Below are 12,477 nucleotides of genomic sequence, written 5' to 3'. Positions count from 1 at the left end.
AGTTATCTTGACCGGACTTTTTAAACATCCTCTATTAGTGTTTGAAATGACGTACGCCAGTGAACACCATAGCAATCCCATACTTATCTGCCACTTTAATAGAATCCTCATCACGAATTGATCCACCCGGTTGGATAATTGCTGTAATACCAGCTTTTGCTGCTTCTTCTACTGTATCTGGCATTGGGAAGAAAGCATCAGATGCAAGTGCGCTACCTTGTGCTTTTTCGCCAGCTTGTGTAATTGCGATTTTTGCAGAACCTACGCGGTTCATCTGTCCTGCACCTACACCAACTGTCATGTTATCATTCGCTAAAACAATTGCGTTTGATTTCACATGTTTTACAACTTTCCAAGCTAGTTTTAAATCTTTCCACTCTTGCTCTGACGGTTCACGTTTCGTCGGAATTGAAATTGTACTTTCATCTAATGATAACGTATCTTCCTCTTGAACAAGAAGACCACCTTGTACAGAAGTTAGTTTTTTGCTCGCACTTGTCGCTTTTTCAATATTTACAGTTAGTAAACGTAAGTTTTTCTTACCTTGCAACACTTCTAAAGCTTCTTTTGAGAAAGAAGGTGCAATAATAATTTCTAAGAAAATTTCATGTAACTTTTCAGCTGTAGCTTTGTCGATTTCACGATTCGCTGCAATAATTCCTCCAAAGATTGATACTGGATCCGCTTCATAAGCGCGTGTGTATGCTTCATGAATATCAGTACCTACTCCAACACCACATGGATTCATATGTTTTACCGCTACTACTGCTGGCTCTGTAAATTCTTTTACGATACTAAGCGCTGCGTCTGCATCATTGATATTGTTATAAGATAATTCTTTACCATGTAATTGTTCCGCATATGCAACAGAAGAAGTTGCTGCGAATGGCGCTTTATAGAAAGTCGCTTTTTGATGTGGATTTTCTCCATAGCGTAAGTCTTGTTTTTTCTCAAATGTCACAGTTAATGTTTCAGGACTTTCTTCACCCATTTGCTCTGTTAAGTAATTAGAAATTAGCGCATCATATGCTGCTGTATGCCGGAATACTTTCGCTGCTAATTTACGTTTCGTTTCATCTGTTACTTCACCGTTCTCTTTCAGTTCTGCTAATACAACATCATAATCTACTGGATCTACAATTACAGAAACAAACTTATGATTTTTCGCTGCAGAGCGAATCATTGTTGGGCCACCGATATCAATATTTTCAATTGCATCAGCAAATGTTACATCAGGCTTAGCGATTGTTTCTTTGAATGGGTATAAGTTAACGACAACAAAATCAATTGGCTCCATACCTAATTCATTCATTTGCGCTACATGCGTTTCATTATCACGAACTGCTAATAGACCACCATGAATATTTGGGTGTAAGGTTTTTACACGACCATCCATAATCTCTGGGAAACCTGTTACTTCAGAAATACCAATTACTTGTAATCCGTTCTCTTCTAGTAATTTTCTCGTACCACCTGTTGATATAACTTCGATCCCTTGTTCTAGTAAACCTTTAACAAATTCTACTACTCCTGTTTTATCTGAAACACTTACTAATGCACGCTTTTTCATTGATCCTTCACCCCTGGTTGTATGTTAGTTAACAGTTGGTTCTTTCACAGATTGAACAATTTGATTCACTGTATTTACGTATAATTTATGTTCAACTTGTTGAATTTTCTTTTGTAAGCTTTCTCTCGTATCCCCTTCAGAAACAACTACTGCTTCTTGCGCAATAATTGGTCCTGTATCCATACCTGCATCTACATAATGAATCGTTACTCCAGTTATTTTCACACCTGCTTCTAACGCTTGACCAACAGCATCTTTCCCTGGAAAACTTGGTAATAGTGATGGATGAATATTAATAATCTTCCCACCGTATGCTTCTAGTAACGTTGGCCCAATTAAACGCATATATCCAGCTAAAATAACATAATCAATTTCATATTCTTCTAGCTTCTTTAATATCTCTGTTTCAAACACTTCTTTTGACTCATATGCTTTCGCTGAAAAGGCGAAGCATGGAATATGATGATAATGCGCCCGACCAACAGCGCGTGCTTCTGGTTTATCACATACTAATAAACTAATTTCTGCATCCAATCTTTTCTCCTCTACTGCATTAACGAGAGATTGAAAGTTAGATCCGCTTCCAGAAGCAAAAACTGCTAATCTACTCATAGTTCTGTGCCCCCATTGAAGGTAACGCCAGCCCCTTGTACAGTACGTCCAATAATATGAGCTGTTTCTCCTTGCTCTTCAAGAAGACGAACAATATCTTTTGCTTCTTCTTCCTTCACTGCTACTACCATACCAATACCCATGTTAAAAATATTGAACATTTCTTTCTCTTCTAGTTTTCCAACTTCTTGAAGTAAACTGAAGATCGGTTGAATTTTCCAAGACCCTAATTCAATTTCTGCACCGATTCCTTCTGGTAACATACGTGGAATATTCTCAATGAATCCGCCACCTGTAATATGCGCCATACCGTATACTTCATATTTCTTCAATAGTTCTAAAATAGGTTTGACATAAATTTTCGTTGGTTTTAATAATTCTTCACCAAGAGGTAGTTCTAAGCGTCCGTAAATACGATCTAAAGATAGTTCTCCATCTTCTAGCAATACTTTTCTTACTAAAGAATAACCGTTACTATGAATACCACTAGATGCTAAGCCGATTAATACTTGACCAGCTTCAATCTTTTCACCTGTTACAATTTTCTTTTTATCAACAATTCCAACTGTAAAGCCAGCTAAATCATACTCTTCTGTAGAATACATTCCTGGCATTTCAGCTGTTTCTCCACCAATTAATGCACAACCTGCTTGGCGACAGCCCTCTGATATACCTTTGACGATGTTTTCAATTTTACTAGGTTCAGCTTTACCACAAGCAATATAATCAAGGAAGAAAAGCGGCTCTGCTCCTTGGACAACAATATCATTTACACACATTGCTACTGCATCAATACCAATTGTGTCATGTTTATCTGCCATAAAAGCGAGCATCAATTTCGTTCCCACACCATCTGTTCCAGATACTAATACAGGTTCTTCTAATGCAAATTTTGATAGATCAAACATACCTCCAAAACCGCCTAAACCGCCTAGTACTTCTTTTCTCATAGTTGTTTGTACGTGTTTTTTCATGCGAGATACCGCTTCATATCCAGCTTCAATATCTACTCCCGCTTGCTTATATGCATTCGCCATCGTTATCTACACCTCGTCTTTTAATTTCTCCCTATCTAGGGCTGGCCGTTTTAAGAAAGAAGCTAGCTTCTACCTCAAAAGAAGTAGAAGCTTTTTTCTTCTTATTTCATACTTTCTAAAAGCTCTTGCTCATAATCATAAAGTGCTGTTGGATAGTCTCCATTGAAGTAAGCCATACATAGACCGCCATATTTTCCTTCATATGGACGTCCAATTGCATCTACTAATCCATCTTCACTTAAAAATGTTAATGAATCTGCACCGATTATTTCACGAATTTCTTCTACTGTATGATTTGCTGCAATTAATTCTTTTCTCGTTTGAATATCAATGCCATAGAAGCATGGATATTTCAGAGGTGGTGACGCAATTCTTACGTGGACTTCTGTCGCTCCAGCCTCGCGAAGCATACGAACAATTCGTTTACTTGTTGTTCCTCTTACGATAGAATCGTCAATCATAACAACTCGTTTTCCTTCAACTACACCTCTTACTGCTGAAAGTTTCATCTTAACCCCTTGCTCTCTCAGTTCTTGAGAAGGTTGAATAAACGTACGTCCAACGTAACGATTTTTAATTAGTCCTAACTCATACGGAATACCTGTCGCCTCCGCATAACCAATTGCTGCTGAAATACTAGAGTCTGGCACACCAGTAACAACATCAGCTTCAATAGGAGCTTCTGCCGCCAAACGTTTCCCCATGTTTTTACGTGCTGCATGGACGTTAATACCTGCAATATTAGAATCCGGACGTGCAAAGTAAATGTACTCCATACTACAAATTGCATGATCTACTTCATTTGTAAAACGATCTACGTGAATTCCTTCATCATTGATGATAAGTAATTCACCCGGTTCTACATCACGAATGTATGTTGCACCTACTACATCGAAAGCACATGTTTCTGATGCTACAACGTAAGCATCACCCATCTTCCCAATTGAAAGAGGACGGAACCCATTCGGATCTAGCGCAACAATCATTTCATTTCCAGTTAGTAAAAGGTATGCAAACGCACCTTTCACTTTATTTAGTGCCTCTTTTACACTTTCAATTAAAGAATCTTTCGTACTACGCTTAATAAGATGTAAAAGTACTTCTGTATCTGAACTCGTTTGAAAAATACTTCCCTCTGCCTCTAATTCGCGGCGAAGCATTTTTGCATTAATTAAATTTCCATTATGAGCTAATGCCATACTATGATCAGAAAAACGGAATAATAATGGTTGGACGTTAGCTACTTCACTTCCACCAGCCGTCGCGTATCGTACGTGTCCGATTGCTGATTTTCCGTTTAATCCTTCTAGCTCACCTCTTGAAAACACTTCCGATATTAAACCTAACCCCTTGTGACCGACGATTTTTTCTCCATTATTTACGACAATGCCTGCGCCTTCTTGCCCACGGTGCTGTAAACTGTGCAATCCGTAGTATGAAACTTGTGCCGCATTTTCATGCCCCCAAATTCCAAAGACACCACATTCTTCATTTAACCCCTTTATTTCAGCAAGCATGGGATTGCCCCTTTCCAAGCCTTTCTCATCTCATCTACATTTGCTGTAAGCAATACTTCATTCTCTTCATTATGAATTGTTACTTTATTTGTATTTGTCACTTCTCCAACTTGAATTGCTTCTACCGCTTTCTCGAATGCTTCTTTATTTTCACGTTTGACAGTTACAACGAAGCGAGATTGTGATTCAGCAAATAATGCGGCTGTTGCTTCTCCAACTAATTGCACAGTAGCACCTAAGCCGTTAGCACCAATTGCACTTTCAGAAATTGCAACTGCTAAACCACCTTCAGCAACGTCATGCGCAGATTGAACAAGGCCAGCTTGAATTGCTTCTAATACTTGTTTTTGGCGTTTTAATTCTACATCTAAATCGATGCTTGGTGATTGGCCGAAAATCTTGCCGTGAATCATTTTCTGTAATTCACTTCCACCAAACTCAGCTTTCGTCTCACCGATTACATAAACTAAATCGCCAGCTTGCTTAAACTCTTGTGTTGTTACGTGTTTTAAGTCATGTACAAGACCGACCATCCCAACAGTCGGTGTTGGATATACCGCTTCCCCACTACGCTCGTTATACATCGATACGTTTCCGCCGATAACTGGCGTTTGTAATCTACGACAAGCTTCACTCATACCATCCACTGATTTCTCAATTTGCCAGAAGATCTCTGGTTTTTCTGGGTTACCAAAGTTTAAGCAATCTGTAATTGCAAGTGGCTCTCCGCCAGAACATACGATATTACGAGCTGCCTCTGCTACTGCAATTTTACCGCCCATTTCTGGATCTAAGTAAATATAGCGAGAGTTACAATCTGTCGTCATCGCTAATCCTTTTTCTGTACCACGTACACGTACAACTGCTGCATCTGAACCTGGTGTAACAACTGTGCTTGTGCGTACTTGATAATCATATTGATCATAAACCCACTCTTTACTTGCAATGGTTGGTTGCTGTAATAAAGCAAATAACGTTTCTTTATAATCTTCTACTTTTGGCGTTTCCATTTTCATTGCTTGGAATTCAGCAAAGTATGCTGCTTCTTTTGATGGCTTATGATAAATTGGTGCTTCTTCTGCTAAAGCATCTGCTGGCACTTCTGCTACCTTTTCACCTTTATGGAATAAACGAAGCATTTTATCTTCTGTTACTTTCCCCATCGTAACTGCTGCAAGGCCATACTTCTCAAATAAATCTACTATTTCTTGTTCTCTACCTTTTTTCACAACGATTAGCATACGCTCTTGTGATTCAGATAGCATCATTTCATATGGAGTCATTCCTGTTTCACGCTGCGGTACATCATCTAAGTACATTTCAATACCCATACCTGCTTTACTCGCCATTTCTGCAGAAGATGAAGTTAAACCGGCAGCTCCCATATCTTGAATTCCAACAAGTGCGTCCGACTGAATAAGTTCTAAGCAAGCTTCAATAAGAAGTTTCTCCATAAATGGATCCCCTACTTGAACTGCTGGACGCTTCGCTTCCGAGCTTTCAGATAGTTCTTCAGATGCAAATGTTGCACCGTGAATACCGTCACGACCAGTAGATGCTCCTACGTACATTACCGTATTTCCAGCCCCGTGTGCCTGCCCTTTTTTAATGTCTTCGTGGTTAATTAAGCCTACACACATTGCATTTACAAGTGGATTTCCTTCATAACATGGATCAAATTGTACTTCGCCGCCAACAGTCGGAATACCGATACAGTTACCATATCCTGCAATCCCTGCTACTACTTCTTCGAATAAATACTTCACACGTGGTGATTGTAATTCCCCAAATCGAAGTGAGTTTAATAGAGCTACTGGACGCGCTCCCATAGAGAATACGTCACGGATAATACCACCCACGCCTGTTGCTGCTCCTTGATATGGTTCAATAGCTGAAGGATGGTTATGGCTTTCCATTTTAAATACAACCGCTTGATTATCACCGATGTCTACAATTCCAGCACCTTCCCCAGGCCCTTGCAGAACACGCTCACCTGTTGTTGGGAATTTTCGAAGCACTGGTTTTGAATTTTTATAACTACAATGTTCAGACCACATAACAGAGAATAATCCTGTTTCTGTATAATTTGGCAGACGGCCTAAAATCTTTTCAACCATGGCAAACTCTTCGTCTGTTAGCCCCATTTCCGCATATATGCGCTCTTCTTTAATTTGTGTTGGATTTGGTTCAAGCATTAACGACATATGTTTCCCTCCACTGTTTTAAGATAGATTGAAAGACTTTTAACCCTTCAGCACCGCCAAGTAATTCATCTACAGCACGCTCTGGGTGTGGCATCATACCAAGTACATTTCCTTTTTCGTTTACAATACCAGCAATATCTGAAACGCTTCCATTCGGGTTTTCTACGTAACGGAATGCGATTTGATTATTCTCTTCTAATCTTTTAAGAGTCTCTTCATCACAATAGTAATTCCCTTCACCATGTGCGATTGGAATATTGATTACTTCATCTTTTTCATATTGTGATGTAAACATCGTTTCATTATTTTCAACGCGTAACTGAACAGTGCGACACATAAATTTTAAGTTTTCGTTTCTCATTAATGCTCCTGGTAGTAATCCTGACTCAACAAGAATCTGGAATCCATTACATACACCTAAAATCGGCTTTCCTTGCTCAGCAGCTTTTTGCACTGCTTTCATTGCATTCGCAAAGCGAGAAATAGCACCGCAGCGTAAGTAGTCACCGTAAGAGAATCCACCTGGTAATAGAATTGCATCATATTCATCTAAATTCTCTGTATCGTGCCAAACGTAATCTACTTCTTCGCCAAGCTCATCTTTAATTGCATGGAACATATCGACATCACAGTTCGAACCCGGAAATACTATTACTGCAAATTTCACTGTGCGACAACCTCCTCAACTTCATAACGGAAGTCTTCCATTACAACGTTTGCTAATAGTTTTTCACACATTTCCTTTATCTTTGCGTCAAGATCAGATACTGATTTATCAATCGTTAGTTCCATGTACTTTCCGATTCGAACATCTTGTACTTCTGTGAACGAAAGACTATGAAGTGCTCCTTTTACTGCTGTTCCTTGTGGATCTAATACGCTTTCTCTTAACGTTACATATACCTTAACTTTATACATGTGAAATTCCCCCTAAACGTTTTAAAATCTCTTCATAAGCATCTGTTAAATTTCCAAGATCACGACGGAATACGTCTTTATCAAACTTTTCATTGCTCGTTTCATCCCATAAACGGCAAGTATCTGGTGAAATTTCATCTGCTAAAATGATTTCTCCTTCATCCGTTACACCAAACTCTAATTTGAAATCTACTAATCTTACACGACAGCTTGCGAAATGATCAATCAACACTTGATTGATTTGTAGAGCCATATCTCGTAATACGCTTACTTGCTCTGGCGATGCAACGTTTAATACACGAATATGATCTTCCGTTACAAGCGGATCTCCTAAATCATCATCTTTGAAGTAAAATTCTACGATTGGTTCTGCAAGTACAGTTCCCTCTTCCATTCCTAATCGTTTTGAAAGACTTCCTGCAATTACATTTCTTGTGACAACTTCTAAAGGAATAATACTCACTTTTTTAACAAGTTGTTCTGTTTCAGATAGCTTCTCAACAAAGTGTGTTTTAATTCCTACTTCTTGTAACTTTCTGAACAATAAAGTTGTAATCTCATTGTTCAAACGACCTTTTCCTGTAATCGTCTCTTTTTTCTCCCCATTGAAAGCAGTCGCACTATCTTTGTACTCTACCCAAACCATATCTGCTGATTCTGTACGATAAATTCTTTTTGCCTTACCTTCATACAGCAATTCTAGCTTTTGCATTTCGCAAGCCCCCTGTAGTTTGAAAAATGTGAATAATGTTTTTATAAAGAATGGCACAGAATGACTCTATTCTGTGCCATATGAAATTTTACGCTTCGTTTAATCCAAGGCGTTCAAAGATTGTATCAACGTGTTGCATATGATGCTCATAGTTGAAGCATTCATTAATTTCTTCTTGTGTTAATTTGCTTGTGATACGCTCATCTGCTTCTACAAGTTCTTTAAATTGTACTTGTGTTTCCCAAGCTTCCATCGCTTTAGGCTGTACGATATCGTAAGCTTCTTCACGTACCATACCTTTGTCGATTAACGTAAGCATTACGCGCTGAGAATAAATTAAGCCGTATGTTCTTGTCATATTGCGTTTCATATTCTCTGGGTATACAGTTAAGTTTTTAACGATATTACCAAAGCGATTTAGCATGTAATTTAATGCGATTGTAGCATCTGGTAAAATTACGCGTTCTGCTGAAGAGTGAGAAATATCACGCTCATGCCATAATGGAACATTTTCATAAGCTGTCATCATATAACCGCGGATAACACGAGCTAAACCAGTCATATTTTCAGATCCAATTGGATTACGTTTATGTGGCATTGCAGAAGAACCTTTTTGACCTTTTGCGAAAGCTTCTTCAACTTCACGTGTTTCACTCTTTTGTAAACCACGAATCTCAACTGCCATCTTTTCGATAGATGTTGCGATTAATGCAAGTGTTGACATGTAATGAGCATGGCGATCACGTTGCAATGTTTGTGTTGAAATTGGCGCTGCTTCTAATCCTAAGTTTTCGCAAACAAATTTTTCTACGAATGGATCAATATTCGCGTATGTACCAACCGCACCAGATAGTTTACCAACTCGAACTGTATCAGCAGCTTGTTTGAAACGCTCTACGTTACGTTTCATTTCTTCATACCAAAGACCTAGTTTTAAACCAAATGTTGTTGGTTCTGCATGAACACCATGTGTTCTTCCCATCATGATCGTGTATTTATGCTCTTTCGCTTTGTTAGCTAAAATGCTTACAAAGTTTTCTAAGTCTTTTAATATGATTTCATTCGCTTGTTTTAAGATGTAAGATAACGCTGTATCTACTACGTCTGTAGATGTTAAACCGTAATGAACCCATTTACGTTCCTCACCTAATGCTGGTGTTTCTGATACAGCACGAGTGAATGCAACTACGTCATGACGTGTCTCTTTTTCAATTTCATAAATACGATCAATATCAAATGATGCATGCTCACGAATTTTTTTAACATCTTCTTTTGGAATATCGCCAAGCTCAGCCCATGCTTCACAAGCTAAAATCTCAACCTCTAACCATGCTTTAAATTTGTTTTCTTCCGTCCAAATTGCACCCATTTCTGGGCGTGTATAACGACTAATCATCTTTTTCCCTCCAACAGTTGTTCTTGATGGTCCCAAATATGCAAACTCTTCGCTTTTTCTAGAGCGACTTCAATATTATCATTTAAAATATTAACATGCCCCATTTTCCGCTGCGCTTTTGCTTCTTCTTTTCCATACAAGTGTAAATAGCACCCGGTTAATCTATTCACTTGTCTTAGGACCCCTTCTATATGTTCGCCTAAAATGTTTACCATGACAACTGGTTTTAACAAATTTGTTTCTCCAAGAGGTAAATTACAGATTGCTCGAATATGTTGACCAAATTGACTCGTTTCACATGCATCCTGTGTATAGTGTCCTGAATTGTGAGGTCTTGGTGCTAATTCATTAATATAAATTTCACCATCAGCTGTAGCAAACATCTCTACCGCTAGTGTTCCCACAAGTTCTAGTTCATCCGCGAGCACTCTTGCATAAGCAATTGCTTTTTGAGAAAGTTCTTCTGTAATGCGAGCTGGAACGATTGATTCATGCAAAATGTTATTTACATGAATATTTTCCGCTACCGGAAATACTTTCGTTTCACCACTGACACTACGAATTACAATAACTGATACTTCTTTTTCAAAAGGCACCCATTTCTCTAAAATACATTCTGCTGCATTCGCAAGCTTTCGTGCTTTATCAACGTCAGCTTCACTTCTTAAAACAACTTGCCCTTTCCCGTCATATCCACCTGTCGTTGTTTTTAAGACGGACGGATATGATAACTCGGTGATTGCTTCAGTAAGCTGCTCTTGAGTTTGAACCAATCTATACGTTGCTACTGGCAGTCCCGCGTTTTCAATTGCATTCTTTTCGGTAAAACGATTTTGCGTTTTACTTAACAACTGACTGCCTTGCGGTAAGTAAGCATGTTTTTCAAGCCATTGTAAACATCTATAATCAATATTCTCAAATTCATATGTGACAACATCACTGATCTCTGCTAAATGCTGAATTGCTTTTAAATCGTCATATGATGCAACAATTTCAATATCAGCAACTTGTGCACATGGTGAATGTTTTGTAGGATCTAAAACAGCAATTTTATATCCCATCTCCTTAGCTGCCAATGCCATCATTCTTCCTAGCTGGCCGCCTCCAATAATACCGATTGTTTTTCCAGGTAAAATGATTCTCGTCATACTAGCTCACTACCTTCGCGCACATCTTTTTCAATTGCTTCTCTTCTCAATTCTAATGCATCATGTATGTCATCATGGAATGATCCAAGTATTTGTGCAGCAAGTAAACCAGCATTTGTTGAACCAGCCTTACCAATTGCAACAGTTGCAACTGGAACTCCTCCTGGCATTTGGACGATGGATAATAATGAATCTAAGCCGTTTAACGCTTTTGATTGAACTGGAACTCCGATTACAGGAAGATTCGTCTTCGCTGCAACCATTCCTGGTAAATGCGCAGCTCCACCAGCTCCAGCAATAATAACTTTCAATCCACGTTCACGAGCCGTCTCTGCATATTCAAACATATAATCCGGAGTCCGATGAGCGGATACAACTTTTTTCTCATACGGTATATTTAATTCATCTAAAATGTCACAAGCATATTTCATTGTTTCCCAGTCTGACGTGCTTCCCATTATGACTCCAACTAGTGATTTCATATTAGAATCCCCCCGATTCAAATAAAAAAAGCCTGAAATAGAACAGTTTCTCTTTTACTATGAGAGAAAGTGCTCTACTCAGGCATACGTATCCCTTGTGAATAGAAAAATACCGAGTGACTTTCCCTCATAGTCTAACGAATAACGGTCGTTAGGTAGAGACTTGCAGGCCATATCCCCGCGATTATATGAGGTCTTATATATTATTCTTTCTATGGCTATATTAACAATATTTCATAAACAATGTCAACAAATAATCGAATGTTTTTTTATTAGTCACTCATAACGTTCGTGTTTTAGTTATATTCAAAAGAATAATTGTAACTATATGCAAGAAGGATAAGAAATTAGAATATATATTTCTAGAGATCTATCATCCCCACTGATTATTAGCTCACACCAATCAGGCTTTTACGGACAGCCTGAATCTTACCTAACTTCTTTGCTGTCGCTAAATTTTGAGGTGGGGGTCTTACTGTCCGGCAAATAGCGGGATAAAGCATATCGTTTATATTCATTTGATTTATAAGAAGGACAATAATGAAAAAACAACTACACTCTTGTCATATTTATTCCTTTGTATCGTAGTCATTGCTATAATGATTGAATACCTATTTCTATCATCCTACTTTTTTACTCTCATTATTTAAAATATATACTTATGGTAGAAATAATATTTCCTAACATAGACATTATTTTAGGAGCAATCGGAAAACCTAGAAAACAAAAAATCATTACTATTACTTTGAATAGCCTCATTTTCACTCTTTTTTCCTCTTTACAATTATTAAATGTATGAAGTATGACATTTAGTAAGTAAAAATAAACACAAAAAAACCTAAGTCGAATCGACTTAGGTTTTTGCTTGGCGACGTCCTACT

The 12,477-nt window shown here is 38.2% G+C and carries 11 protein-coding genes, 1 pseudogene and 1 riboswitch; of the genes and pseudogenes, 1 reads left to right on the top strand and 11 read right to left on the bottom strand.

Annotated elements, in window-relative coordinates; genetic code table 11:
- Nucleotides 1-34: 34 nt before the first annotated feature.
- The 11 genes from purH to purE form a co-directional block, all read right to left on the bottom strand.
- A complete protein-coding gene (gene purH, locus DN390_RS19365; protein WP_097949811.1) occupies nucleotides 35-1,570 on the bottom strand; it encodes a bifunctional phosphoribosylaminoimidazolecarboxamide formyltransferase/IMP cyclohydrolase in 1,536 nt (511 codons plus the stop codon).
- A 24-nt stretch (nucleotides 1,571-1,594) separates the two neighbouring features.
- Nucleotides 1,595-2,182, bottom strand: a complete 588-nt coding sequence (purN, locus tag DN390_RS19360) for a phosphoribosylglycinamide formyltransferase (protein WP_060629315.1) — start codon at nucleotides 2,180-2,182, stop codon at nucleotides 1,595-1,597.
- A complete protein-coding gene (gene purM, locus DN390_RS19355; RefSeq protein ID WP_098609050.1) occupies nucleotides 2,179-3,219 on the bottom strand; it encodes a phosphoribosylformylglycinamidine cyclo-ligase in 1,041 nt (346 codons plus the stop codon). The genes purN and purM overlap by 4 nt, the downstream gene beginning before the upstream one ends.
- A 101-nt stretch (nucleotides 3,220-3,320) precedes the next feature.
- Nucleotides 3,321-4,736, bottom strand: a complete 1,416-nt coding sequence (purF, locus tag DN390_RS19350; RefSeq protein ID WP_000879028.1) for an amidophosphoribosyltransferase — start codon at nucleotides 4,734-4,736, stop codon at nucleotides 3,321-3,323.
- Nucleotides 4,721-6,940, bottom strand: coding sequence for a phosphoribosylformylglycinamidine synthase II (gene purL, locus DN390_RS19345; RefSeq protein ID WP_147808137.1), 2,220 nt, complete (start codon nucleotides 6,938-6,940; stop codon nucleotides 4,721-4,723). Before purL ends, purF begins: the two co-directional genes overlap by 16 nt.
- Nucleotides 6,924-7,607: a phosphoribosylformylglycinamidine synthase subunit PurQ gene (gene purQ, locus DN390_RS19340; RefSeq protein ID WP_048375606.1), complete on the bottom strand. Its 684-nt coding sequence runs from the start codon at nucleotides 7,605-7,607 to the stop codon at nucleotides 6,924-6,926. The genes purL and purQ overlap by 17 nt, the downstream gene beginning before the upstream one ends.
- Nucleotides 7,604-7,858 (bottom strand): phosphoribosylformylglycinamidine synthase subunit PurS, encoded by a 255-nt coding sequence (gene purS / locus DN390_RS19335; protein WP_060629312.1) that lies wholly within the window; start codon nucleotides 7,856-7,858, stop codon nucleotides 7,604-7,606. Before purS ends, purQ begins: the two co-directional genes overlap by 4 nt.
- Nucleotides 7,851-8,570 carry a phosphoribosylaminoimidazolesuccinocarboxamide synthase gene (purC, locus tag DN390_RS19330; protein WP_001170542.1) on the bottom strand — a complete coding sequence of 240 codons (720 nt, stop codon included), beginning with the start codon at nucleotides 8,568-8,570 and terminating at the stop codon, nucleotides 7,851-7,853. Before purC ends, purS begins: the two co-directional genes overlap by 8 nt.
- Before the next feature lie 88 nt (nucleotides 8,571-8,658).
- Nucleotides 8,659-9,966: an adenylosuccinate lyase gene (purB, locus tag DN390_RS19325; protein WP_060629311.1), complete on the bottom strand. Its 1,308-nt coding sequence runs from the start codon at nucleotides 9,964-9,966 to the stop codon at nucleotides 8,659-8,661.
- Complete coding sequence (gene purK, locus DN390_RS19320) at nucleotides 9,963-11,114, bottom strand: 5-(carboxyamino)imidazole ribonucleotide synthase (RefSeq protein ID WP_063221556.1); 1,152 nt, start codon at nucleotides 11,112-11,114, stop codon at nucleotides 9,963-9,965. The genes purB and purK overlap by 4 nt, the downstream gene beginning before the upstream one ends.
- The gene (gene purE, locus DN390_RS19315; protein WP_000839367.1) at nucleotides 11,111-11,596 is read right to left on the bottom strand and encodes a 5-(carboxyamino)imidazole ribonucleotide mutase; all 486 of its coding nucleotides are present in this window, start codon (nucleotides 11,594-11,596) and stop codon (nucleotides 11,111-11,113) included. Before purE ends, purK begins: the two co-directional genes overlap by 4 nt.
- Before the next feature lie 110 nt (nucleotides 11,597-11,706).
- Nucleotides 11,707-11,808: riboswitch (purine riboswitch) on the bottom strand.
- 387 nt (nucleotides 11,809-12,195) lie between these two features.
- Between purE and DN390_RS31210 the strand changes: the two are divergent.
- Nucleotides 12,196-12,395: pseudogene (locus DN390_RS31210) on the top strand (hypothetical protein).
- Nucleotides 12,396-12,477: the final 82 nt, after the last annotated feature.

It is taken from the genome of Bacillus sp. SH7-1 (genome assembly GCF_008042405.1).
GTDB lineage: Bacteria > Bacillota > Bacilli > Bacillales > Bacillaceae_G > Bacillus_A > Bacillus_A thuringiensis_N.
This window is presented reverse-complemented; position numbering and strand designations above follow the sequence as displayed.

What these genes read in the sequence shown, in the direction of transcription:
- purH (WP_097949811.1), bottom strand. Translation starts at nt 1,570, where the DNA reads ATGAAAAAGCGTGCATTAGTAAGTGTTTCAGATAAAACAGGAGTAGTA.
- purN (WP_060629315.1), bottom strand. Translation starts at nt 2,182, where the DNA reads ATGAGTAGATTAGCAGTTTTTGCTTCTGGAAGCGGATCTAACTTTCAA.
- purM (WP_098609050.1), bottom strand. Translation starts at nt 3,219, where the DNA reads ATGGCGAATGCATATAAGCAAGCGGGAGTAGATATTGAAGCTGGATAT.
- purF (WP_000879028.1), bottom strand. Translation starts at nt 4,736, where the DNA reads ATGCTTGCTGAAATAAAGGGGTTAAATGAAGAATGTGGTGTCTTTGGA.
- purL (WP_147808137.1), bottom strand. Translation starts at nt 6,940, where the DNA reads ATGTCGTTAATGCTTGAACCAAATCCAACACAAATTAAAGAAGAGCGC.
- purS (WP_060629312.1), bottom strand. Translation starts at nt 7,858, where the DNA reads ATGTATAAAGTTAAGGTATATGTAACGTTAAGAGAAAGCGTATTAGAT.
- purC (WP_001170542.1), bottom strand. Translation starts at nt 8,570, where the DNA reads ATGCAAAAGCTAGAATTGCTGTATGAAGGTAAGGCAAAAAGAATTTAT.
- purB (WP_060629311.1), bottom strand. Translation starts at nt 9,966, where the DNA reads ATGATTAGTCGTTATACACGCCCAGAAATGGGTGCAATTTGGACGGAA.
- purK (WP_063221556.1), bottom strand. Translation starts at nt 11,114, where the DNA reads ATGACGAGAATCATTTTACCTGGAAAAACAATCGGTATTATTGGAGGC.
- purE (WP_000839367.1), bottom strand. Translation starts at nt 11,596, where the DNA reads ATGAAATCACTAGTTGGAGTCATAATGGGAAGCACGTCAGACTGGGAA.